Here is a 22,090-nt window from a genome sequence, read left to right on the forward strand (position 1 = left end):
TGTCTATGAGTCGATCTACCCCGTCCCCAGCCACGCCACCAGCATCACCTCATTCGAGGCGTCTGGCCTTTTTGCCTTTGTTGATGGGGCTGCCTTGCGCGCTGGCCGGTGCTTGGTTGGCGAGTCACCATCCCTTGTCTGGCATCGGGGCTGCGGCGCTCTTTGCGCTGGTGTTGGCATTGGCCTTCCGTGCCTGGACGTGGACACCGCTTATTCTGGGCGTTTTGCCAATCCTGGGCTTGGCTTCTTGGTCCGGTTGGCTCACGGTTGAAGAACTGGACCTGCTGGTGCTGGCCGCAGCCGCCGGTGCTTATCTGGCTTGGGGCTTGGCGCCGCGCCCGCGTGAACGGCATCGGCAATCCTCGACAAAAGCGCGCCAGGCCCTGGTGCTGACCCCGGCCGTGAGCTTGCTGTTGCTGGCCATGGCCGTCGCATTGTTGACTGCCACGGTGCGCGGCGTGGCGGATGCCGGCGGCTTGACATGGGGCTGGTTTCAGGGCTACCACGAGCCCTTGAACAGTGTGCGAGTGGGCAAGAGTTTCTTTCAGGCGCTGCTGATGCTGCCTTTGTGGATGGAGGTTGGCGCCCGCCAGCCGAAGCAAGTGGGGCGCACCCTGCTCTGGGGCCTGAGCCTGGCGGTCTTGTGCGTGAGCCTGGCGGCCTTGTGGGAGCGCGTGGCGTTTCCGGGGCTGCTCAATTTTTCAAGCGACTACCGCACCACCGCCTTGTTCTGGGAAATGCACGTCGGCGGTGCCGCCCTGGATGCCTGTTTGTCCATGAGCATTCCCTTCGCGGTGCTCGCCTTGCTGCGTGCGCAAACGCGCTCCACCTTTGCTGCGCTTACCGGCCTGAGCTTGCTGGCTGCGTACGTGGCATTGACCACCTTTTCTCGCATCGTCTATGTGTCGGTGCCTTTGGGCGTGGTGTTGATGGGGGTCTTGCGCGCGCGTCAAACAGGGGTGCCCGCAATTGATGCCGTTGCAGTTGCTGACAGGCCAGCAACTGCGGCCACTGGCAGGCCACCGGCCGGCGAAGTGCGTGTGGGTATGGCGCTATGGGCGCTGGCTTTGCTGGTGTCGGCGGGTCTGGTGTTTGCGGGCGGAGGGGGCTATCGCGCCTTGCTGGCGCTGGTGGGCGCGGCCTTGTCCTTGTTGGCGCTGCCGCAACTTTTGTGGCAGCAGCCCTTGCGCCAACGGCGCAGCGCCTGGTTCATCGGGCTGGTGGGGGCTTGCGTGTTGAGCAGCCTGTGCGGGCTGCTGGTCTTGTGGTTCACTAAATTGGCCTACGTTTTGTACGCCCTGGTACTGGCCTTGAATTTGGGCTTGTGCTGGCGCTTGCGGGCGCGGCCTTGGCATGAGTCGCACGCGGTCTTGCTGGTGGGTGCTTGGTTGTGGCTGTTGGGCGGCACGGTGCTGGTGGCGGGCAATTGGGGCGGCATGCAAGCCGGCGTGCTGACCTTGTTGGCGGTGCTGATGTTGGCGGGCTTGATGTTGTTGACCCTGCTGCGGCCCGGCCTGTGGCCTTGGGGGCGGCGCAATTCGCAGCAGCAGTGGCGCCACAAAGCCTTGATGTTTGTGGGCCTGCTGATTGCCTCGGCGGCGGTGGCAGCGTTGAGCGGCGGCACCTACTTGTTGAACCGAGCCGCCAACAGCCAGGATGATTGGCAGGGCCGCGAGCGGCATTGGCGTCAGAGCCTGGGGTTGCTCTCCGGCGCGGATGAGCGGTGGCTGGGCAAAGGGGCGGGCCGTTTTCTGGCGGGCCAATATTTCAGCGGCCTGCCCGACTCGCATGTGGGGGACTACCGCGTCAAGCACGAGGAGGCTCAAAGTTATTTGGCCCTCAGTGCGGGTCAGCACATGCTCGGGCATGGCGAAATGTTTCGGGTGTGGCAGCGGATTGCGCCGCCTCAGGGCAACGTTCAGTTGATGCTGCGAGCCCGCGCTGTCAAGCCGGTCAGTCTGCATGTGGAGGTTTGTGCGCGGCACTTGCTCTACCCGGACAGTTGCCTGTCTCACACGCAAGAATTGGCGGCCAGCCCTGATTGGCAAACGCTGCAAATTCCTTTGGGTACGGCGGCTGAAATGGGCGGAGCCTGGTATGCACCCCGCCTGGTGTCCTTCGCCCTGGCGGTGGGCAATATGCGCGGTCAGGTTGACTTGACCCAGATGGCCCTGCACGACAGCTCGGGCCGCGATTTGCTGGCCAACGGCAATTTTGACCAAGAAATGGCCCGCTGGTTCTTCTCCAGCGATCGTCACCACATGCCCTGGCACGCCAAGAACCTGATCGTGCATGTGCTGTATGAACAGGGCATTGTGGGCCTGTTGCTGTTGCTTGCTGCCGTGGGGCTGGCGTTCTGGAATGTATGCGTCGGCCGTGGACGTCAGCACGAAGTGGCGCCAGCCCTGGCCGCCGCTTTGCTCGGCTTTTTGATCGTGGGCGCGGTAGACAGTCTGCTGGACACACCTCGCATCTCCTTCATGTTTTACACCCTATTGCTTCACGCCCTGACCTTGCAAGGCGCGAGCCCGCATGCCGCCAGGACATTGACCCGCCTATGAAATTTGCGACGAAATTCCTTCTCGTACTCTTGAGCGGCGTGGCCTTGCTGGGAGTCGCGCTGGCGTGGGCTTGTATTGCTGTGCTGGACGTTTCTCCCAAGCAGGTTTGGGACGAAATGGGCCGCCGCAGCCCCAATGAACTGATTCGTTATGCCGACGCCGCGTTGGCGCCGTATGAAGAGTTGCACGCCATCTTTCGCCCCGTGTTGTTGCAGCTGCAGCAACGTGTCGAGCGGCCGGTCGTGTCGGTGCAACTGCCCCAACTGGGTAAGGGGCGTCAGCCGGCGCGTGTGGGGGAGGGGCGTGTGGCAGCGAGCGTGGGGGTCAACACGGCGGATGAATTGCGTCAGGCCTTGCAGCAGGCCCACGCCGGCATGGTGATCGAATTGGCGCCGGGCACCTATCGATTTCAAAAGTCCTTGAAGCTCGGCGGACCAGGCTCTGGCTTGGCGCCCATCGTGGTGCGTGCGGCCGTGCCCGACACAACACGGATCGAAATGAACACGGTTGAAGGCTTTCTGGTTGACCAGCCGTATTGGGTATTTGAAGATCTGACGATCACCGGCGTCTGCTTGCGCGACAGTGATTGCGAGCACGCATTTCATGTTGTCGGGCCGGCTGATTTTTTCGTGCTGCGCAACAGCGTGCTTGAAAATTTCAACGCGCCCGTCAAGATCAACGGGGTTGACGGGCGGTGGCCCGACCATGGGCTTCTGAGTCACAACACGTTGAGCAACGCGCGGCCCCGCAAGACTTCGCTGCCGGTGGTGGGTGTCGATCTGGTGGGTGGAAATTTTTGGCACATCGACGACAACCTGGTGCGCAACTTTGTCAAAGAGCAGGGCGATCAAGTGTCTTATGGCCTGTTCGTCAAAGGCGGGGGCGAAGGGGCCCGCATCGAGCGCAATCTGGTGATTTGCTCTGCGTCCGAAATCTCGCGCACGGGTGTGCGTGTGGGGATTTCATTCGGCGGCGGTGGCACCGGCCCCGCCTTTTGCCGAGCAGACGGCTGCGAGCACTTTGAGCACAGCAACGGCCTGGCCGCCAACAACATCGTGGCGCATTGCAACGATGTCGGGCTGGACGTCAACCACAGCACGCACATCTTGCTAGCCCATAACACCCTCATCAACACCTCCGGCATCAGCTTGCGTGGGGAGGGCGCGCAGGCCCAGCTGTACGGCAATTTGTTTGAAGGCAAGGTGATGCTCAAGAATGGCAGCAGCCTCAAGCGTGAAATGAACCAGGCCATGCAGGCCGAGGCCACCTTTGCTGCACCCGATCAGCTCAATCTGGCTTGGCGAAAAGCGCCCGAGCGGGTGCCCTCCGTGCCGGCCGTGGCGGATGATTTCTGCGGGAAAAAGCGTCCTGCCGGCACCTTTCCTGGTGCCTTGGAGGGCGATGCGGCCTGTTCAGTCGAATGACCGCGTTATGCCAAGACGGTGTACCAAGACGCGCACCACTCGCTATCATGCTCAGCCCTTTTGAAGAAGTCCCGTGGCCGAAGCACCTTCTACCCTGAATCCCGCACAACTTGAGGCTGTCCATCACTTGGACGGGCCCTGTTTGGTCATTGCTGGCGCAGGATCGGGCAAAACGCGGGTGATCACCCAGAAAATTGCCCGTCTTTTGCAGGCCGGCTATGCGTCGAAAAACATCGCCGCCATCACCTTCACCAACAAAGCCTCGCAAGAAATGCGCGAGCGCGCCAAGCACCTGATTGGCGCGCGTGCGGCCAAGGACCTGGTGATTTCCACGTTCCACAGCCTGGGCGTGCGCATCCTGCGCCAGGAGGGGACGCTGGTCGGGTTGAAAGAGCAGTTCTCCATTCTCGACAGCGACGATGTGCTCGGCCTGTTGCGGGACGCCGGGGGCACGGTGGACGCCAACCAGGCCAAGTCCTGGCAATGGATCATCTCGCTGTGGAAGAACCAGGGCCTGTCGCCCAAGCAGGCCTTGTTGGTCGCCAAAGACGATAACGAGCGTGCTGCTGCCGTGGTGATGGAGCGTTATCAAGAGCGCCTGGCCGCCTACCAGGCGGTGGACTTTGACGACCTGATCAGCCTGCCGTTGCGTTTGCTGGAAGCCCATCCTGAGGCGCGTGGTCGGTGGCAGGAGCAATTGCGTTATGTGTTGGTGGACGAATACCAGGACACCAATGCCATTCAGTACGATCTGCTCAAACAACTGGTGGGCAGCCGAGGCATGTTCACCGCCGTGGGCGATGACGACCAAAGCATCTACGGCTGGCGCGGCGCCACCATCGAAAACCTGAAGCGCCTGCCGCTGGATTTTCCCAATCTCAAGGTGATCCCGCTGGAGCAGAACTACCGCTCCACCGGCGCCATCTTGCGCGCCGCCAACAACGTCATTGCCATCAATCCCAAGCTGTTCCAGAAAAAGCTCTGGAGTGAGTTTGGCGATGGCGAGCCGGTGCAGTTGCTTGAATCCGACGGGGAAGAGCACGAGGCCGAGCGTGCAGTGGCCCGCATTCAGGCCCTGCGCGCCGAGGGCAAGTGTCAGGCCTTTGCTGATTTCGCCATCCTCTATCGCGCCAACCACCAGGCGCGCATTTTTGAGCAAGCGCTGCGCCGGGCTGAGATTCCCTACAAGGTGTCGGGTGGCCAGAGCTTTTTTGACAAGAGCGAAATCAAGGACCTGTGCGCCTGGCTGCGCCTGCTGGTCAACCAGGACGATGATCCGGCATTTTTGCGTGCCATCACCACGCCCAAGCGCGGCATTGGTCACCAGACGCTGGGCTCGCTCAGCCAGTTCGCGGGGCGCTGGAAGTGCAGCATGTTCGAGTCGCTGTTTGCCGAGTCCTTGGGTGCGGCGCTGACCACGCGCGCGCTGGGTTCGCTGCACGAGTTCGGCCGCTTCATCACCGACCTGGAGTTCAAGGCCAAGCACACCAGCGGCGCCAAGGAGGCCAAGGCGCTGATGTTGGAGTGGCTCAAGGAGATTGCCTACGAACAGCATCTCTACGACAACGAAGAGAACGAAAAAGTCGCCGCAGCGCGCTGGAACAATGTGCTCGATTTTGTCGACTGGGTGGCCAAGCGCTGCGGTGGTGAAATTACGCAAGACGGCGGCGCCACCTTCGAGAGCGAAAAACAAACCGTGCTGCAGGTGGCGCAAACCATCAGCGTGATCCTCTCCATGGCCGAGCGCGGCGAGGAGCAGGACCAAGTCACGCTCACTACCTTGCACGCCTCCAAGGGCCTGGAGTGGCCGCATGTATTTCTCGCCAGTGTCAATGAAGGCCTACTGCCCTTTAAGGCCGACGACGAAGAGATGACCGCTCAGCGTCTGGAAGAAGAACGCCGCTTGATGTATGTGGGCATCACCCGTGCCCGCACGACGTTAGCCGTGAGCACCCTGCGGCGGCGCAAAAAGAGCCGCGAACTGGTGATGGGCATCCCCAGCCGCTTCATCACCGAGATGCGCCTGAACGAAGGCGAAGCCAAAGAAGACCCGCGCGAGAAACTCAAGCGCCTGCGGGAAGCGTTTGCCGCCAAGGGCGCGGCCTCAACTGCGGCACAACAAGCGAAAGATTGACGATGAGATTGAGTAGGTTTTTGCCCCTGTTGATACTGCTTGCGGCCATCGCCGCCATTGCGGCCGATGGCGCCCGTCTGACGAGTTACTTCTTTGTACTGAAGCCGCTGACCACGTTTTTCATCATTGCTTATGCGTGGCCGCGAGGGCAGGCTTTGCCGCAGGAGTCGCGTACGCGTCCCTGGGTCTTGCGTGGCCTGTGGTTTTCTCTGGGGGGTGATGTGGCCTTGTTGTGGCCCGAGCAGGGCTTCATCTTCGGCCTGCTGTCCTTTTTATGCGCCCATCTTTGCTATTTGTGGGCTTTCACGCGGGTGCAGCGGTTTGCCGCCTGGCCTTGGCCGTTCTTGGGCTACGGTTTGCTGGCCGGCGGTGTGCTGAGCCATTTGTGGCCCGGCGTGCCCACGCCTTTGCAGGGGCCGGTGATCGTCTATGTGCTGTGCCTGACCGCCATGGGCGCGCAGGCGGCCGTGGTTGGGTGGCGTGCGCAGGCTGAGCCTGAGGCGGTGCGTGGGCGCTGGCTGGCGCTGGGCGGCTTGTTGTTCGTGCTGTCTGACGCGGTGCTGGCCACCAACAAATTTGCCGGCCCCGTGCCGCAAGCCACGCTGTACGTGCTGAGTTTATATTGGGCGGGGCAGACCTGCATCGTGGCTTGGTTGTCGCCCAAGGGTGTCAAAACGTCCTAACAACGCCCCGGCAACGTCCTAACGCTCGAGTTACATGCCCTTGAACAGGTGCGTGTAACTGCGACTGACCTCTAGCTTTTCGGCGTGACCTTTCACGCCCACCAATTGCCGGCCCCGGAAGTCGCGGGTGATGCCGTCGATGGCGTGCGCGTTGACCAGCGTGGAGCGGTGGATTTGCCAGAACAGGGCCGGGTCGAGCTCATCCACCAGCTCTTTGATCGGCTTGCGGATCAGTGCTTCCACGCGCGCCGTTTGCACGCGGGTGTATTTTTCATCGCTGATGAAGAACAGCACCTCTTCCACCGGGATCATCTGAATCGCCTGGCCTACGGTGGCTTGAATCCATTGCAGGTAGCTGGGTTTGCCACCCGGATTCAGCTGGGCTGACAATTTGTGCAGCAGTTGTTGCAGTGGGGGGCTGGCGCTCAGGTTGTCGGCGTCGTTGCCTTGCTTGGCGGCCAGGCGCTTTTTGATGCGGTCCACCGTCAAGGTCAGGCGCTCCCGCTCGGCGGGCTTGAGCACATAGTCGGCCACACCTTGCTCGAATGCTTCGACGGCGTACTGGTCGTAGGCAGTGATGAACACGATCTCGGGCACCAACCAGTCTTCGTCCTCGGGCAACTGGGCGATCTGGCGCGCTGCGTCGACGCCGGTAAGCCCCGGCATGCGTATGTCCAGAAAGACCAGATCGGGCCGGTGCTCGCGCACGAGGGCCACGGCTTCGAGGCCATTTTTGGCCTCGGCCACGATGTCCAGTTCAGGCCATACATCGGCCAGGCGGCTGCGCAACTGCTCGCGCATCAGGCGTTCGTCGTCGGCAATGATGGCGCGTACGGGCGTGGGCGGGGTGTGGGTGGTCATGGCGTTAGGGATGGGGGTGAGTCGATGGGTGGGCGGCCAATTGCGGCCTTCAGCCCCGCGAGGCCGGGCCGGCTTGGGATGAGGCGGGCCGCGTCCGCTTCTTGGGGGATCGCAGCAGCCGCGCCAGCAGAAATAGCGGCAGAGCAAGCAGGATCAGCGGCGAGAACAGCAGCCCGCCGACACCCAAAAATGCCAGCAGCAGGGCACCGAAAACCAGGCCGAGAATCAACACCGGCAAGGCCACGCTGAATAGCAGTGCCAAAGGCAGCACGATGCACAGCACCAGGCCGGCAATCACGCAGCCCAACAACCCGCCCGCCATGCCTTTGAATTCACTCAGCTGAGTGAATTCCTGCCCGTTGATGGTGAGGTGAAAGTCCGGCGAGCTTGAGGCGAAATGCCATAGCAAGCCGCCGGTAAGTGCGCTCGTCAAGGCCACGCACAGGCCAATCAGCAAGATCAGTTTGAGGGTCGTTTTCATGCTTGGCTTCCTTCATCTTGTGCGCAGCTGCGGTAGGGCACGCTAAGGGTCACGATGCAGCCGGAGGGTTTGTTTTCGGTGATCGACACGCTGGCCTTGGCACCGTGCAGCAGGCTCAGGCGTTCACGGATATTGGCCAGGCCCACGCCTGTGCCGGCGGTTGCCGCCCGGCCAAAGCCCAAACCGGTGTCTGCCACGCTAACGGCGAGTTTGCCGTGAACGATTTCGGCCTTGACCTTCAGGCTGCCGCCCTCGGCCTTGGGTTCGAGGCCGTGCTTGATCGCGTTCTCGACCAAGCTCTGAATCATCATGGGTGGAAACTCGGCAGACAGCAAGCCGTCCGGCACATCGATCACCGTTTGCAAGCGCTCCTCCATCCGCACCTTGAGGATTTCGAGATAGGGCCGGATGACAGCCAACTCGCGCCCCAGATCGCGCACCCCACTGGCGTTGGCCTCGCGCATGGTGGGCATCGAGGCGCGCAGCAAGGCGATCAGATTCTTCTGCATGATCGAGGCGCGCGGTGGGTCGGTTTCAATCAAATGGTCAATCGAGGCCAGCGTGTTGAACAAGAAATGCGGCTCCACCTGCGCCTGCATGGCCGCCATGCGAGCCTCCACCACCTGGCGCTTGAGGGATTCGGCCTCCGCCGTCTCGGTGGCTTGCGCGGCCTTCACCTCGGCCTGGATGCGGCCTTTGTAGGTGATCTTGATGACCGCCGAGGCCAGCACAAACAGCACCGCGAGATTGACCAAATAGTCGCCCAGGCGCACCACGGTGGTGGTGTTGCGTAGCTTGTGTGAGGCGCGTTGTGCCTCCATCGCCGCGTCGCGCTCGGCCTGTTGCGCTTCGCGGGCACTTTCTTGAGCGGCATCCCGGGCGTCACGGATGGCTTCTTCAATCGCCTGCTTGGCTTCTTCGATGGCTTGCTTCACCTGTGCGGCGTTGGCGCCGGGGGGTAAATCGACGTGAACGGCGGGTGGGTTGTCTTCCTTAGCGGGCGCGCTGGCTGCTGCATCCGACGCCGCTGAGGCAGCGGGTTTGCTGTTAGCAGCATCCGAGGGGGCGATGCGCACGCCTTTTTCGTCGATATTGATTTCGTAGTGCAGGGGCTTGTCCAGCTTGATCTGCGGCTTGGCGGTCTTGGCGGGGGCGGGTGCTGGGGTTGGCGTTGGCGGGGCGGGCGGTTCTTCCGCGTCGATGGGGTCCTCAACCACCTGGTGATTGATGCGCCAGGTGAAGGGCGGCAGCTCTTGCAGAATATTGGCGGCAATGATCAGGGCGATGGCCAGCACCACGAAACGGCGCCAGCTGATGCCGACCAGCCAGTTGGCATAGACATGAAATCCCTGCACCACGGTTTGCGAAAAGCGCTGCCAGCGCTCGTAGTTCGTCAATGTCTTGCCTGCGTTCATGGAATGGACCTGCTGATGCCTTGGCTTTGCACTGTACGCAAGTCGGTTGCCCCCCGCCCGGTTCAGGCGATGCGTGGTGAAGCTGCGGGGGTGAACTGCAGGTTCGACCGACAGTCTGTTTGTTGTTGGACGTGAAAAAGCCCGCTGAACTTGACAGTCAGCGGGCTTTGCAGGAGACGGCCGGTTTATTGCTTGACGGCTTCGACTTGGATGATCAGCTTGACGTTCTTGGGGAAGCCATAGGCCAGGCCGTAATCAACACCCCACTGGGTGCGGTCGATGACGGCTTCGAAGTCGCCGCCGCAGACTTCACGCTTGAGCATCGGGTTTTGATAGCAGTTGAAGTGGGTGGCCTTGAGCGTCACCGGCGCGGTCTTGCCCTTGAGGGTCAGCTCGCCTTGGACTTCGCTCACCTTGTCGCCGTCGAAGCTGAACTTGTCGCCAACAAACTTGGCGGTTGGAAACTTCTCTGCAGAGAAGAAGTCGTCGCTCAACAGGTGCTTGTTCATGGGGCCCACGCCGGTGTTGACCGAGGCCAGCTCGAAGCTGACTTCCACGCGGCCGGTCTTGGCGGCACGGTCAAGCTGGACGGTGCCTTCTTTCTTGTCGAAGCGACCCCGGTTGGTGGAGGTGCCGAAGTGTGTGATCTCGTAGGTCACGAAGGTGTGGGTCGGGTCCATCGCGTAGGTCGCGGTTTCCGCGTGGGCCAGGCCGGCTGCAGCAGCCAATGCGGCGACAAGGAGAGCTTTTTTCATGAACAAGTCTTTCTTGGGTGGAACGGTGAAAAAAATGGAGCGGGGTGAGTCAGGGAAGAAAAATGGCGGCCTTGCGGTAATACCGCGTTACAGCGTTAAAGCGTTACAGCGGCGCGATGCCGCTGAGTGCCAGTTTGAATTTCACTTGCACTTCATTGGCGACCATGGAGGTGTCGGCCCAATCGCCGTCACCGACCTTGAACTCCAGCCGCTTGAGCACAAAGCCGCCCGTGGCCGTGGTGGTGTTGCCTGACTGCGTCAAGGCAATGGGCAAGGTCAGGTCACGGGTCTGGCCTTTGAGGGTCAGCTTGCCGGTGATTTCATACTTGCCACCGCCCAAGGCTTTGATGGCCGCGCTTTGAAAGCTGGCTTGCGGCGATTTTTTGACATCGAACCAGGCCGGCTTGGCCAGCTCGGCGTCAAACTCCGGCGCGCCGAGCGTGACGCTGCCCAGGTCGATGGTGAAGGCAATGCGGCCAGCTTCGGGCTTTTTGGGGTCGAAGGTCAGTTGCGCGTCAAAGCGCTTGAAACTGCCGTTCACTGGCACGCCCATCTGTTTGCTGGTGAAGCTCAGTTCACTTTGTGCGGCCAGCAATTTGGCCGCGGACGTTGTTGTGGTCGGCGCTGCCGCAACTGCTGTGGTGTCTTGCGTGGTGAGCACGGGCTTGCTCTTGGCTTGGGCCGGCGCCGCAGAAAAGAGCATGAGCGCTGTGGCCCCAAGGGCCAGCAAGGGGGGCAGGGCGGTAGCCCACACCCGGTGACGGGCTGTGTGTGGGGCGGCGGATGGGGCCGTAGCTTTGGCCGAGTTAATGCGGGTCATGGTGTGGACTCCCAGGGTTAGGGGCGGGGCAGTTTCAATCAGTGCTGGCGGCTGGGCAGCATGCGCAATAGCAAGCCGTCGCGGTCCAGCAACTGGTGTTTCAGGGCTGCACCCAGGTGCATCAGCACGAGCAGGGCCAGCGTCCAGGCCAGCAATTCGTGGGCGTCTTTCAGGATGTCGGCCAGGGCCTTGTCTTTGGGGACGAAATCCGGCAAGGGCACCAGCCCGAACCACACAACCGGGAAGCCCGCTGCCGAGCTGTAGGCCCAGCCGGCCAGCGGTACCGCGAAGAACATGGCGTACAACAGGCCATGGGTCAGGTGCGCTGCCGTGGCCTGCCAGGCGGGCATGGGCAGGTCGGCCGGCGGGCGGTGCGTCAAGCGCCACAGCAGGCGCAGGGCCGACAGGGCGAGGATGGTGATGCCCGCCCATTTATGCCAGTTGAAGAGCTTCAGCCGCGTGGGCGACAGGGGCAGATCCGCCATGTACAGGCCAACGCCAAACGCCGCCACGATGGCGAGCGCCAAAATCCAGTGCAGCAGGATGGCGACCATGCTGTAGCGGGCGATGGAGACAGGCTGGGCCGACGGCGTGCGGTATGAGGACATGGCTGACCTTGTGGGTGAGACGGACTTGAACAGAACTGAACGCAAGTGTCTGCCGGGAAGCGGGCCAGCAGATTCACGTGGCTTGACGCCAAGGTTCAGTGAATTTGAATCCCCAGCGCTTGCAAGCCTACTGCAGACGGATGTCATGGCGGGGTCATGAGCTTGGGTACAAGATAGGGGGGTACATCGTCTTGGGGTGGGCTCGCATGGATATTGTTTGCAAGATTGAAGCGCTGTTCAAGCGCCGTGGGGCGACGCTCTACAACGGCAACCAGCTGGCCCGCCGGGAGCCTGTGACTGCCGTCGCGCATGCGCTGCAATGTGCGCAGCTGGCCGAATGGGCGCATGCCGACACCACCTTGGTTGCGGCGGCCTTGCTGCACGACCTGGGCCAGTTGATGGGCGGTGCGCCGGACGAAGGCTTGTGTAACGACCAGCATGAGCGCAGTGCGCTGACTTTTTTGGCCGGAGGTGGGTTTGGCCCCAGTGTGTTGGAGCCCATACGCCTGCACGTCGAGGCCAAGCGTTATCTGGTCGCAACCGATGAAGGCTATGGTGACAACCTGACCTTGGCGTCGCGCCATTCTCTGGCGCTTCAAGGCGGGCCAATGAGCATCGAGGAGCGCTTTGCTTTTCTTTCGCAACCCTTTGCCAGCCGCGCGCTGCAATTGCGCCGCTGGGACGATCTGGCCAAACACCCGGGCAAACGCACGCCGCCGCTGGCCTACTACCTGGACGTGCTAGACGATGTACTGCGCGACAGCAAGCAGCCCGCCCGTGTGGCCGTGGCTTAAGAGAGGCTTCGGCTCAACTTAGGGGGTATGTCTTTCGGCATCCCTATTGCGAAGGATGGCGCAATGCACCCTGCAGGTGAATACTTGAGCCCTGATTGATGCGCCGCCTGGACCTCGGCGCATTGGTCGAGGGGAGGACCGCTATGCCGACAATCAACACCCGCAAGGGTGAAGGTTGTCGGCCTAGTTTTTTGGGCGCTGGGGTTTGCGCATTGTTTCGTTGTGCGATGTTCAAACTCGGGGACAATCTCAAGCTTGACCACTGTCAGGCCCTTGCTGCCCCGCCATGAATTCCAAGCCCCCCCGGGTAGCCCTCAAGCCCAAGGATCGTGCCAAGATCTTCTTTGGCAGCCTTTTGCACCCCAAGCAGAGCCGCCGTTGGCTGGAGTTCGTCGAGCAAAGCGACATCCTGCACGACAAGCTGGTGCAATTTCCTTTTGCGCACAGCAAGATTTATAGGCCCTATCTGTCCACGCGCCTTGATTGCGCGCAGCGGGTCGACATTCTCATCACACATTACCGTTTTTTGAGCGCTTTCGGGCTGAGCGATTGGGTGCGGCAGGCTTCGCAGCAGCCGGTTCAACTGTGCGAGTTGTCGTGTAAATCCGGCGCCGTCGCAGCGCTTGAGCTGAGCGCCCTGCACGAAGGGCACCGTGAGGGCGAGTTGTGCCTGCGCCTGATCTACAAGGGTGAGTACATCTTTGCCGCGTCGCTGGTGATTTTTGAGCAAGACGGCAAGCCCTGCTTGATGGTGGGGCGGCTGCAAGGCAAGGCCACCGAGCAGGCGCGCGAGTTGGTGCGTGAGGCCACACGAGACCTCTACAGCACCCGTCCGGCGGGCCTGCTGATCTTGGCGGCCCGGCATTTCGCCTACCTGCTCGGCTGCCAACCGGTGCTGCTGGTGAGCAACCGTAACCGCATCAGCATCAATCTGTGGCGGCGTTGGCATATCACCTCCAACTACGATCAAACCTGGACAGAGATGGAGGCCACGCCCCGTCCCGATGGCAACTTCGAGCTGCCCAACTTGGCCGCACCTTTCATCGACATCGAGGCCCTGCCCTCCAAAAAGCGCTCTGAGGCACGCAAAAAGCTGGCGCTGCTGGAAGCGATGTTCAGCGGCATGGCCGACAGCGTAAAGGCGGCACGGCGAAGTTGACCCGCCCGCCGCAATTTCAACGCGGCAAGAGATGCTTGGTGCGGGCTGCGGCCCCCAGCACCAAGGTGGCGGCGCTCAGGTAACGAGGGTCGCCGTAGAACGCCGCTTCCTCGCGGCAGGCGTGCACCAGTTTGACCACATGTTCGTCGTCCGACTCGGTGGCCGCCCTGCACAGTAACGGCCAGCTCAGACTGACCTGCTCGGAGGGCTCGGTCAGAGGGGTCGCAAGAGGAAGCACACGGGCTGCCAGATACGCTGCGGTGAAAGCCTGCACCAAGATCGCTTGCGCAAGGGGCATCTCGACTTCAACCCATGGCAGCAACACGCGCAGTGCCCGCAGGCCCGTGATCATGTGCAGCACGGTGAAATTGCGGCTGACCAGATAGCGCTCAAGCGCCAAGCCTGCCAGACGCCGCAGTAATTGCGGCAGCTCGTTTTGCGGTGACAACGCGGCTCCCAGGCGCTGATAGGCCGGCGTTTGCAGGGCCGCCTCAATGCGCACCGAGATCAACGGGCCGTTCACTGAAGTCGTGGGCGCATCGGCCACCAATTGCGCCGCCCAATTCTCGAAATCCAGCAGCGGCCCGGCCACCCTTGCGGGCGTCAGGCCCTGCCAGCGGGCCGCCCAGTAAGCCAGGCCGGACGCAAGCTCGCCGTGGTGCTCGGCCTCCACTGCATGGGCAGTTCGGATCAGACCGTGGAAGGCTGCGGCAGTGATGCCCGGCAGCAGATCGGGCAGCGCCTGTCGCAACGTGGCCGCCATGCCAACGTCAGCCAGCGCCTGCGCAAAGTGGCTCCGCAGCGGGCCATAGGCCGCATCGCCATGGCCGCGCAGTGATTGCCAATCAGTCGTCGGTGCCTCGGCGAGGAGCCGGGGTTGACCCTTGAAGTGTTGCCCGTACGCCGTGCGGAACTGTTGCAAGCGCAGCGTGTCGGCGCCCATCGCCTGCAGTGCCTGCAACGCCATGGGCAAGTGATTGCCGAACCCGTTGTTGTACTCCGGCGGGAGATCCTGGTCGGCGTCCAGCAGGCGCCGCAGTATGTCGGCGGTCGAGGGGGTGCTTGTCGGCATAACGCGCTCCGTGATTGATTTGCCTTCATTTTCAAAGTTAAAGTTAACTTGATGTCAAGCGCAAAGGAGAGTGACATGGCAAAGAATCGAACAAAGGCGGGCGATGCCGCGGACGGTGATTGGATTGCGATTGGCGAGTTGGCTCGGCGCAGCGGCGTGGCCGCCAGCGCGCTGCGCTTTTATGAAACGGCCGGCCTGTTGGTCAGCGGCCGCAGTGACGCGGGGCGACGGCGTTATGCGCGCAGCACTTTGCGACGGGTCGGCTTCATCCGCGCAGCGCAGGCGCTGGGATTGAGCCTGGACGAGATTCGGCAGGCACTGGCTTCTCTGCCGGATGCACGCACGCCGAACCTGGCCGATTGGCAACGCTTGTCCAGGGGTTGGCAGCCCATGCTGGATGCACGCATCGCCGCGCTGACGCTGCTGCGGGACAAGCTCACCGGCTGCATCGGCTGTGGTTGCCTTTCTTTGAAGAAATGCGCGCTCTACAACCCGGCTGACCAAGCTTCGTGCAACGGTGCGGGCGCCCGCTATCTCTTGGGGGATGCGTCCGCCGCGCCCAGTCGGTCGAAATAGGGCTCATCGGGTGGGGCGTTTCAGGTTATTTGCGGTGCCCCACAGGGCTGAATCCCTTGGGATTCTTGTGCGCCTCACCGCATGAAGCTCCGCGCTTGGAAAAGCCGCAGAGCGCCCAAGGTTTGAATTTGTATTGCAAATGAGAGTGATTCTCAATTAAGATGACATTCGGTGTGACGAACTGCGTGTCACAACGGGTGGGTGCACTTTCGGGTGCGCTTTTGGGTGCATTTCGGGATGCTTTTGAGGTGGCGCCCCAAGCGATGCGCCCGCCGCAGGTGTTCACATCCCGCGCTCCTCTTGTTTGCAAGACTTTCATTCAGCATGTCCGTGACTCATTCAATGCCTGCGTTTTCGCCGCTGCGCTCCACCTTGTTGGGCAGTGGCTTGTTGAGCCGTGGGCAGATGCGTGTCGTGCTCGCGGGTATTGCCGGCGTGCATTTGTGGGCAGCGTGGGTGCTTTGCCACGCGGTGGCGGCCCCTCAAAAATCCCTGGAGATGGCCCCCATCTTTGTCGAGATGCTGGCGCCAACGGCGGTTGTGCCTACCCGCTTGGCGCAGCCGCCCGCGCCGAGCCGGGTTTCGCCCGCGCGCGCCGAGCCCCGGCGGCTGCCGGTGGCGGCTGCGCCAGCGCAGGCCGCGCTAACGCCCGAATTCGCGGTGCCGGCGCCAGTGGAGGCTAAATCCACGGCACCGGTGGGATCGCTGGAGGGGCAAGCCTCAGCTGCATCCTTGCCCAGTTCGACAGCGGCCCCCGTCCAGTCGCACGTGGCTGTATCGCCGCCCAAGCTGATTCCGGCCTCTGCCGTGCAATACCTCGTGCCCTTGCGGGTTGAGTACCCCCGTGCCGCGCAGCGCCGGCGTGAGGCGGGCACGGCCATCGTGCGGGTGTACATCGACACCGCCGGGCTTCCTCAAACCTTGCAGATTCACCGCAGCACGGGCTTCCCGCTGCTGGATGAGGCGGCGACTGCGGCGGCCAGCCGGGCGCGCTTCAAGCCCTATTCGGAGAACGGGCAGCCAACCGCAGGCTGGGCCTTGATCACCGTTGACTTCGTACTTTGAATTGGAGAAAAATTTTGAACCAAGAGTCTGCGCAGGGCTTCGCCCATTTCATCGGGCAAAGCGACGCGGTTGGCAAGACGCTGTTGCTGATCTTGCTGGGGATGTCCATCGTCTCCTGGACCATCATCGTGATCAAAGGGCTGGCCCTGGTGCTGCGCAATCGCCGCAGCGAGCGGTTCTTGAGCCTGTTCTGGAATGCCTCATCCCTGGACGCCGTGGCCGGTGAAATTGCCACCCACGGCGCGCGCGACCCCTTCTCGCATCTCATCAGCCATGCCATGCACGCCCAGGCTCATCATGCGCGTTATGGCGCCGCCAAGCTCGAAGAAGCGGGCACCGCCGGCGACTTTGTCACCCGCACCATCAAGAAGGTGCTGGATGAAGAAATGACGCAGATGGAAAACGGCCTGACGGTGCTTGCCACAGTGGGTTCCACCGCGCCGTTTGTGGGTCTGTTCGGCACGGTGTGGGGCGTCTATCACGCGCTGGTGGCCATCGGCCTGAGCGGCGCCGGCACATTGGACAAGGTGGCCGGGCCCGTGGGCGAGGCCTTGATCATGACTGGCGTCGGCCTGGCCGTGGCCATCCCGGCGGTGATGGGCTACAACGGGTTGACACGGGCCAACCGCGTGATCCTCTCCAAGTTGGATGCCTTTGCCTACGAGGTGCACACCTTTGTGGCCATGGGCTCGCCGATGAGCGCAGCGGGCGCGGCCTCCGCCAAGCCGGCCGCAAGCATCCGTCCCTTGGCGGCCTGAGGAGCGCATGATGGCTTTTGCGAGTTTTGACGCGCGCAACGCCCGCGCGCCCATGGCCGAGATCAATATGGTGCCGCTGATCGATGTGCTGCTGGTGTTGCTGGTGATCTTCATCGTCACCGCACCCTTGCTGGCCCATCAAGTCAAGTTGGAACTGCCGCGGGTGAGCGCCCAGGTGCTCAGCGCCCCCACGGAGAAGATTGACTTCTCCATCGATGCCGCCGGCCGGTTGTTCTGGAACGGCCAAGCCGTGGACCGCGCCGAAGCCGCGCGCCGCTTCGCGTCCGAGGGCGGCAAGCCCGTTCAGCCCGAAGTGCATTTGCGCGCCGACCAGGACGTGCCCTACAAATTTGTGGCTCAAACCCTGGGTGATGCCGCCAAGGCCGGCTTGACCAAAGTCGGCTTCGTGAGCCAGGCCGATCAGCCTTGATGCCTTGAACTGAGTCTTTGAAATTCCCCCTTCCCACCCCCTTTCCAGCCAGCCAACCGGGCGCACCCGAAGAGCAAGCCAAATCATCAAGAACCCCCAAGTATTTGGAGCCTCTCATGTCCTCGCGATTCCCTGAAACGGCGGCCTGCGCCCTGCCGGCTTCCTCCACCTTGGCCAAGCCCGGCCTCACTTGCGCACCGGCGCTGCTGCCGCTGGGTGCGTTTGCCGCCGGCTTCGGCCTGATGGTGGGTTCGGCCTTCGCGCAAAGCACGGTGCCCGTGCCGCCCGCCTTGGCCGCTTCAACCGCCCCCGGCGAAGTGGTGCTGCCCGCGGTGCGCGTCAAGGCCGCTGCGGCCGACGACACCAAGCAGAACCTGCAAACCACCACCACCACCATCGGCAAGGGCCAGCAAGACATCCGGGACATTCCGCAGTCCATCACGGTGATGACGGAAAAGCTGCTCGACGACGCCAAGCTCGACACCCTCAAGCAGGCCTTGCACTACACCGCCGGCATCACTTTTGCCGCCACCGAGAACGGCACCGACCAGGACATCCGCATGCGCGGCTTCCCCGTGGCCACCACGGGCGACCTGCTGATCGACGGCATGAAAGATCCCTCGCAATACGACCGCGACAGCTTCAATTACGACCGCATCGAGGTGATGCGTGGTTCCGCCTCCATGCTGTTCGGCCGCGGCTCGACGGGCGGCGTGATCAACCAGGTCACCAAGAAGCCCGAGTTGCTGGATCAAAGCGATGTGGTCACAACCGTCGGTACAGGGGGTTATGTGCGCGCCACCGGCGACTTCAATGTGCGCCTGGGCGAATCAGCGGCGCTGCGTGTCAACGCGATGAACACCACCGCCGACAACAACGGCGCCAAGGTCAACAAGCACGGCGTGGCGCCCAGCTTCAGCTGGGGCATCGACAGCGCGGATGAATTCAATGTGGGCTTGTTTTATCTGAAGGTCGACAACGTGCCCATGTCCAACCTGCGCTACCTCAGCGGCAGCGTGGCGGCTCAGATACCGGCGCAAAACTTCTACGGCACCGCGAGCGACTTTCTGAAGGGGGAGGCGCTGTACGGCAGCGCGTCATGGACGCACCGCTTTGCTGATGGCGGTACCCTGCGCACCCAGTTCCGCAAGGGCGACTACAAGCGCAACTCGTGGAGCACCACCGCCAGCTACCCGACAGGTTCTACGGCAGCCTCCGTGACCGACTCAACGCTGCTGAGCACCGTGGGCCTGGCCCCGCGCAAAGACGATATCGACGGCACCTATTTGCAAAGCGACTACAGCAATCGGTTTGAGTGGTTCGGCCTGCGCAACGAGGTGATCACCGGCGTGGACGCCGCCTATGAAAAAGCCACCCGCTTCGGCGCTTACGGCTCGGTGCTGACCAATTACAACAAGGGCAGCGTCAGCGTGGGCGACCCCAATAACGGCCGTGTGACAGCGGCCTTGCCCACCTACCGCCAAACCAGCGATTTCACCGGCACCTCAGTTGGCGCCTATATGCAAGACCTGGTCTCGCTGACCGAGCATTGGAAGCTGCTGGGCGGCCTGCGCTACGACCGCTTCAAGGCCGATATGCACAGCAATGTTTACGCCAACAACACGACGGCCACCACCCCTACGTCGGTGACGCCATCCAATTTGTCTTACCCTGAGCTATGGAGTTATCGCGGCGGCGTGCTGTACCAACCCAGCCTGAGCCAGTCTTACCATTTCTCTTACGGCACCTCGTTCAACACCTCGGCCGATACCTACCAGTACACCACGCAGCAAATCGCCAACGTGCCGGCTGAGCAAAGCCGCAATGTCGAGTTGGGTGCGAAGCTGGACTGGCTGAATGGCCAGTTGTCCACCCGCGCGGCGCTTTTCCGCACCGAGAAGTACAACGAGCGCACGACCGACTCCGACTTTGCCGGCACCTACCCGGTGTTGAGCGGCAAGCGGCATTCGCAAGGGCTGGAGTTCGACATCACCGGGCGCATCACGCCGGCCTTGGAGGTCTATGTGTCTTATTCCTTCATCCAAGAAGCCAAGATCGACAAGGCGGGATCGGCCGTCACTCTGCTGACCCACGACGTTGGCCTGACGCCCAAGCACAGCGGTGCGGCCTGGCTCAGCTATCAGCTGGCGCCCAAACTGCGCATTGCGGGTGGCGCACGCGGCGCTTCCGAGAACCGGCCGCTGCAAGGCGGCACGGCGGCAGCGTCGGTCACCGCACGGGCACCGGGTTATGTGGCGTACGACGCGATGGTCGAGTTCAAGCCGACCGAAGACTTCTTCGCGCAGCTCAACGTCAACAACCTGACCGACAAAGTCTACGGCGACCAGCTCTATCCCGGTTTTTACACGCCGGGAGAGGCACGCACCTTGCGGATGACGCTGGGCGTGCGCTTCTAACCCAACGTTTCATCGGCTTCACGAACCCTGAGCGGACAAGGCACCATCACCATGCTGTTGCACGTCAAAAATGTACTCACCCCCGACGAGTTGCGTCAGGCGCGTGAGATCCTGGCTCAAGCCCCTTGGGGCGACGGGCGCATTACGGCGGGCGAGCAATCTGCCCAGGCCAAGAACAACCAGCAATTGCCGGAGGGCTGCGAGGCCACCCAGCTTTTGCAGAAAATGGTGCTGCAGGGCTTGCAGCGCCATCAGTTGTTCTTTTCAGCGGCCTTGCCCAAGCAGATTTCGCCGCCCTTGTTCAACCGCTATGGCGGCGAGGCCAACAGCTTTGGCAACCATGTGGACAGCGCCGTGCGTTACCTGCGCGACGGCACTGGCCGGGTGCGCACCGATGTCTCCTGCACCGTGTTTTTCGCCGACCCGGACGAGTATGACGGCGGCGAGCTGATGGTGGAAGACACCTTCGGCCAGCACCGCGTCAAGCTGCCGGCGGGCGATATGGTGCTCTACCCCGGCCACTCGGTGCACCGGGTCGAGCCGGTGACACGGGGGTACCGCCTGGCCAGCTACTTCTGGATCCACAGCATGGTGCGCAGCGACGAGCAACGCCGCCTGCTCTTCGACATGGACACTCATTTGATGAGCCTGCGCAGCCGCATGGGCGAGAGCGATCCGGCGGTGATCGGCCTGACCGCCAGCTATCACAACCTGCTGCGTATGTGGCTCGAATTTTGAGCTCCGCAATCGACAAGATACAAGAGGACCTTGTGAAATGACCAAAACCAACCATTCCCTTGCCGCGCTGTTGCTGGCCACCGTCGCCTTTGGCGCCCATGCCCACGGCGATGTGAGCTGCCCCAAAATTCCCAAAGAAGAGTGGCGCCCCCAAATGGAGTTGCAGCACAAACTAAGCGCCGAGGGTTGGCGCATCCGCCAAGTTAAGACCTTCAGCACCTGCTATGAGGTGTACGGCTTTGACGCCAAGGGCGAGCGCGTCGAGGCTTTCTTCAACCCCAAGACCTTTGAACGCATCGAACCCAACTCGGCGCCGGAGAAAAAGTGACCTCTGTCCGAACCGGGACTCAGACCAACGCTGAGGCCAGCGCCGAGGTCCGCGTCTGGGATCGCGCAGTGCGCGGTTTGCACGTCTTGTTGGCCGTGAGCGTCATCGCAGCCTGGGCCACCGGGTTCCGCTTTCATCCCAATCACCATGCGCTGGGCTACGCGGCAGCCACGGTGGTGGCGCTGCGCCTGGCCTGGGGCTTTGTGGGCAGCAGCTACGCCAGGTTCGCCAACTTCGTGCGCGATCCGGCGGCCACGCTGGCCTACGCACGCAAGCTGGCGGCTAATCGGGCGCCGCACTACCTGGGGCATAACCCCCTGGGTGGATGGATGGTGATCGCCCTGCTTGCCTGTGTAGGCCTGTGCAGCCTCACGGGCTTTCTCTACACCACCGATTGGCTCTGGGGTTATGCTTGGCTTGATGCGCTGCACCGCGGCTTGGCTTGGCTGCTGGCGTTACTGCTCTGCTTGCACCTGTGCGGCGTGGCCATGATGAGCTGGCTCAGCCGCGAGAACCTGGTCGTGGCGATGGTGAGTGGGCGAAAGAAAGTTCCGGCGAGGGGCAAGCAAACCTTCAGTCATTGACGGTGGTTTTGCGGACTCTTGCTAGAACTTGTTAGGCCTTCAGCCTTTGCGAAACCCTTGGCTGCCCAACCATCTAACGGCTTCTTCAATATTGGCGCTATGTCGATAGTTGGATATCTGGGACGCTTTTTGGGCGAGGTCTTTGACCATCACCGCATGAAAAGACGAGGGTAATACGTCAGTGACTGTCGTCATGCCATGGCTTGCAGCGTCGGTAAAAAACTCCCACCATCGCTGAAATACATCCGGCGTGCCACCGTCCCAAAGCGTCGCGTCGGTCAACATGGCCCACGGCTCGTCGTTAAATACGCCCCAAAGCTTTTTGGCGTCCGCGTGCAAAGCCAGCACGGCTTCCACATTCCATGCGCCGATATAGCTAACTGACATGACACGGCCGTCTACTCGGATGATGTATTTACCATGCTGC

At 62.2% G+C, this 22,090-nt stretch carries 23 protein-coding genes; 14 read left to right on the plus strand and 9 right to left on the minus strand.

Features of this window, described 5'->3' with window-relative positions; all coding sequences use genetic code 11:
- Positions 1–83 precede the first annotated feature (83 nt).
- From PRZ01_RS07200 to PRZ01_RS07215, 4 genes are all read left to right on the plus strand, one after another.
- Entirely contained in the window at positions 84–2,561 is a 2,478-nt protein-coding gene (locus PRZ01_RS07200; RefSeq protein ID WP_273596092.1) for a hypothetical protein, read from the plus strand.
- Complete coding sequence (locus PRZ01_RS07205) at positions 2,558–3,985, plus strand: right-handed parallel beta-helix repeat-containing protein (protein ID WP_273596093.1); 1,428 nt, start codon at positions 2,558–2,560, stop codon at positions 3,983–3,985. Before PRZ01_RS07200 ends, PRZ01_RS07205 begins: the two co-directional genes overlap by 4 nt.
- Before the next feature lie 73 nt (positions 3,986–4,058).
- On the plus strand, positions 4,059–6,119 hold the full coding sequence (locus PRZ01_RS07210) for an ATP-dependent helicase (RefSeq protein ID WP_273596094.1): 2,061 nt from the start codon (positions 4,059–4,061) through the stop codon (positions 6,117–6,119).
- 2 nt (positions 6,120–6,121) lie between these two features.
- A complete protein-coding gene (locus PRZ01_RS07215) occupies positions 6,122–6,802 on the plus strand; it encodes a lysoplasmalogenase (protein WP_273596095.1) in 681 nt (226 codons plus the stop codon).
- A 30-nt stretch (positions 6,803–6,832) separates the two neighbouring features.
- Here PRZ01_RS07215 and PRZ01_RS07220 read toward each other — a convergent pair whose 3' ends face one another.
- The 6 genes from PRZ01_RS07220 to PRZ01_RS07245 form a co-directional block, all read right to left on the minus strand.
- Positions 6,833–7,663 carry a LytR/AlgR family response regulator transcription factor gene (locus PRZ01_RS07220; protein WP_273596096.1) on the minus strand — a complete coding sequence of 277 codons (831 nt, stop codon included), beginning with the start codon at positions 7,661–7,663 and terminating at the stop codon, positions 6,833–6,835.
- A gap of 49 nt (positions 7,664–7,712) precedes the next feature.
- Positions 7,713–8,144 carry a hypothetical protein gene (locus PRZ01_RS07225; RefSeq protein WP_273596097.1) on the minus strand — a complete coding sequence of 144 codons (432 nt, stop codon included), beginning with the start codon at positions 8,142–8,144 and terminating at the stop codon, positions 7,713–7,715.
- Complete coding sequence (locus tag PRZ01_RS07230; RefSeq protein ID WP_273596098.1) at positions 8,141–9,559, minus strand: histidine kinase; 1,419 nt, start codon at positions 9,557–9,559, stop codon at positions 8,141–8,143. The genes PRZ01_RS07225 and PRZ01_RS07230 overlap by 4 nt, the downstream gene beginning before the upstream one ends.
- Positions 9,560–9,744: 185 nt before the next feature.
- Positions 9,745–10,314 (minus strand): YceI family protein, encoded by a 570-nt coding sequence (locus PRZ01_RS07235; protein WP_273596099.1) that lies wholly within the window; start codon positions 10,312–10,314, stop codon positions 9,745–9,747.
- Between the two features lie 103 nt (positions 10,315–10,417).
- Complete coding sequence (locus PRZ01_RS07240) at positions 10,418–11,017, minus strand: YceI family protein (protein WP_273596185.1); 600 nt, start codon at positions 11,015–11,017, stop codon at positions 10,418–10,420.
- 155 nt (positions 11,018–11,172) lie between these two features.
- The gene (locus PRZ01_RS07245; RefSeq protein WP_273596100.1) at positions 11,173–11,742 is read right to left on the minus strand and encodes a cytochrome b; all 570 of its coding nucleotides are present in this window, start codon (positions 11,740–11,742) and stop codon (positions 11,173–11,175) included.
- Between the two features lie 206 nt (positions 11,743–11,948).
- Between PRZ01_RS07245 and PRZ01_RS07250 the strand changes: the two genes are divergently transcribed.
- Positions 11,949–12,536, plus strand: coding sequence for an HD domain-containing protein (locus PRZ01_RS07250; RefSeq protein ID WP_273596101.1), 588 nt, complete (start codon positions 11,949–11,951; stop codon positions 12,534–12,536).
- Positions 12,537–12,822: 286 nt separating this feature from the next.
- A complete protein-coding gene (locus PRZ01_RS07255; RefSeq protein WP_273596102.1) occupies positions 12,823–13,695 on the plus strand; it encodes a DUF535 family protein in 873 nt (290 codons plus the stop codon).
- Between the two features lie 16 nt (positions 13,696–13,711).
- Here PRZ01_RS07255 and PRZ01_RS07260 read toward each other — a convergent pair whose 3' ends face one another.
- Entirely contained in the window at positions 13,712–14,767 is a 1,056-nt protein-coding gene (locus tag PRZ01_RS07260; protein ID WP_273596103.1) for a questin oxidase family protein, read from the minus strand.
- A 75-nt stretch (positions 14,768–14,842) separates the two neighbouring features.
- Here PRZ01_RS07260 and soxR point away from each other — a divergent pair, with 75 nt between their 5' ends.
- Positions 14,843–15,343, plus strand: a complete 501-nt coding sequence (soxR, locus tag PRZ01_RS07265; protein WP_273596104.1) for a redox-sensitive transcriptional activator SoxR — start codon at positions 14,843–14,845, stop codon at positions 15,341–15,343.
- A gap of 25 nt (positions 15,344–15,368) precedes the next feature.
- Here the strand turns inward: soxR and PRZ01_RS07270 are convergent, their stop codons facing one another.
- On the minus strand, positions 15,369–15,662 hold the full coding sequence (locus PRZ01_RS07270) for a hypothetical protein (protein WP_273596105.1): 294 nt from the start codon (positions 15,660–15,662) through the stop codon (positions 15,369–15,371).
- A gap of 23 nt (positions 15,663–15,685) precedes the next feature.
- Here PRZ01_RS07270 and PRZ01_RS07275 point away from each other — a divergent pair, with 23 nt between their 5' ends.
- From PRZ01_RS07275 to PRZ01_RS07305, 7 genes are all read left to right on the plus strand, one after another.
- Positions 15,686–16,408 (plus strand): energy transducer TonB, encoded by a 723-nt coding sequence (locus tag PRZ01_RS07275; protein WP_273596106.1) that lies wholly within the window; start codon positions 15,686–15,688, stop codon positions 16,406–16,408.
- A complete protein-coding gene (locus PRZ01_RS07280; RefSeq protein ID WP_273596107.1) occupies positions 16,405–17,166 on the plus strand; it encodes a MotA/TolQ/ExbB proton channel family protein in 762 nt (253 codons plus the stop codon). Before PRZ01_RS07275 ends, PRZ01_RS07280 begins: the two co-directional genes overlap by 4 nt.
- A gap of 10 nt (positions 17,167–17,176) precedes the next feature.
- Positions 17,177–17,596 (plus strand): ExbD/TolR family protein, encoded by a 420-nt coding sequence (locus PRZ01_RS07285; protein WP_273596108.1) that lies wholly within the window; start codon positions 17,177–17,179, stop codon positions 17,594–17,596.
- Between the two features lie 116 nt (positions 17,597–17,712).
- Entirely contained in the window at positions 17,713–20,013 is a 2,301-nt protein-coding gene (locus PRZ01_RS07290; RefSeq protein WP_273596109.1) for a TonB-dependent receptor, read from the plus strand.
- A gap of 51 nt (positions 20,014–20,064) precedes the next feature.
- The gene (locus PRZ01_RS07295) at positions 20,065–20,751 is read left to right on the plus strand and encodes a Fe2+-dependent dioxygenase (RefSeq protein WP_273596110.1); all 687 of its coding nucleotides are present in this window, start codon (positions 20,065–20,067) and stop codon (positions 20,749–20,751) included.
- A 37-nt stretch (positions 20,752–20,788) separates the two neighbouring features.
- A complete protein-coding gene (locus PRZ01_RS07300; protein WP_273596111.1) occupies positions 20,789–21,079 on the plus strand; it encodes a PepSY domain-containing protein in 291 nt (96 codons plus the stop codon).
- The gene (locus PRZ01_RS07305; protein ID WP_273596112.1) at positions 21,076–21,663 is read left to right on the plus strand and encodes a cytochrome b/b6 domain-containing protein; all 588 of its coding nucleotides are present in this window, start codon (positions 21,076–21,078) and stop codon (positions 21,661–21,663) included. Before PRZ01_RS07300 ends, PRZ01_RS07305 begins: the two co-directional genes overlap by 4 nt.
- Before the next feature lie 39 nt (positions 21,664–21,702).
- Here the strand turns inward: PRZ01_RS07305 and PRZ01_RS07310 are convergent, their stop codons facing one another.
- Positions 21,703–22,050, minus strand: coding sequence for a hypothetical protein (locus PRZ01_RS07310; protein WP_273596113.1), 348 nt, complete (start codon positions 22,048–22,050; stop codon positions 21,703–21,705).
- Positions 22,051–22,090 lie beyond the last annotated feature (40 nt).

It is taken from the genome of Roseateles koreensis (genome assembly GCF_028595305.1).
In the GTDB taxonomy this organism is placed as follows: Bacteria; Pseudomonadota; Gammaproteobacteria; order Burkholderiales; family Burkholderiaceae_C; genus Paucibacter_A; species Paucibacter_A koreensis.

Bases quoted from the DNA above. Each gene is read 5' to 3' on its own strand.
- PRZ01_RS07270 (WP_273596105.1), bottom strand. From the start codon at position 15,662: ATGAAAGTCTTGCAAACAAGAGGAGCGCGGGATGTGAACACCTGCGGC.
- soxR (WP_273596104.1), top strand. From the start codon at position 14,843: ATGGCAAAGAATCGAACAAAGGCGGGCGATGCCGCGGACGGTGATTGG.
- PRZ01_RS07215 (WP_273596095.1), top strand. From the start codon at position 6,122: ATGAGATTGAGTAGGTTTTTGCCCCTGTTGATACTGCTTGCGGCCATC.
- PRZ01_RS07260 (WP_273596103.1), bottom strand. From the start codon at position 14,767: ATGCCGACAAGCACCCCCTCGACCGCCGACATACTGCGGCGCCTGCTG.
- PRZ01_RS07245 (WP_273596100.1), bottom strand. From the start codon at position 11,742: ATGTCCTCATACCGCACGCCGTCGGCCCAGCCTGTCTCCATCGCCCGC.
- PRZ01_RS07275 (WP_273596106.1), top strand. From the start codon at position 15,686: ATGCCTGCGTTTTCGCCGCTGCGCTCCACCTTGTTGGGCAGTGGCTTG.
- PRZ01_RS07290 (WP_273596109.1), top strand. From the start codon at position 17,713: ATGTCCTCGCGATTCCCTGAAACGGCGGCCTGCGCCCTGCCGGCTTCC.
- PRZ01_RS07285 (WP_273596108.1), top strand. From the start codon at position 17,177: ATGGCTTTTGCGAGTTTTGACGCGCGCAACGCCCGCGCGCCCATGGCC.
- PRZ01_RS07240 (WP_273596185.1), bottom strand. From the start codon at position 11,017: ATGCTCTTTTCTGCGGCGCCGGCCCAAGCCAAGAGCAAGCCCGTGCTC.
- PRZ01_RS07205 (WP_273596093.1), top strand. From the start codon at position 2,558: ATGAAATTTGCGACGAAATTCCTTCTCGTACTCTTGAGCGGCGTGGCC.
- PRZ01_RS07230 (WP_273596098.1), bottom strand. From the start codon at position 9,559: ATGAACGCAGGCAAGACATTGACGAACTACGAGCGCTGGCAGCGCTTT.
- PRZ01_RS07220 (WP_273596096.1), bottom strand. From the start codon at position 7,663: ATGACCACCCACACCCCGCCCACGCCCGTACGCGCCATCATTGCCGAC.
- PRZ01_RS07300 (WP_273596111.1), top strand. From the start codon at position 20,789: ATGACCAAAACCAACCATTCCCTTGCCGCGCTGTTGCTGGCCACCGTC.
- PRZ01_RS07310 (WP_273596113.1), bottom strand. From the start codon at position 22,050: ATGTCAGTTAGCTATATCGGCGCATGGAATGTGGAAGCCGTGCTGGCT.
- PRZ01_RS07200 (WP_273596092.1), top strand. From the start codon at position 84: ATGGGGCTGCCTTGCGCGCTGGCCGGTGCTTGGTTGGCGAGTCACCAT.
- PRZ01_RS07235 (WP_273596099.1), bottom strand. From the start codon at position 10,314: ATGAAAAAAGCTCTCCTTGTCGCCGCATTGGCTGCTGCAGCCGGCCTG.
- PRZ01_RS07250 (WP_273596101.1), top strand. From the start codon at position 11,949: ATGGATATTGTTTGCAAGATTGAAGCGCTGTTCAAGCGCCGTGGGGCG.
- PRZ01_RS07225 (WP_273596097.1), bottom strand. From the start codon at position 8,144: ATGAAAACGACCCTCAAACTGATCTTGCTGATTGGCCTGTGCGTGGCC.
- PRZ01_RS07255 (WP_273596102.1), top strand. From the start codon at position 12,823: ATGAATTCCAAGCCCCCCCGGGTAGCCCTCAAGCCCAAGGATCGTGCC.
- PRZ01_RS07295 (WP_273596110.1), top strand. From the start codon at position 20,065: ATGCTGTTGCACGTCAAAAATGTACTCACCCCCGACGAGTTGCGTCAG.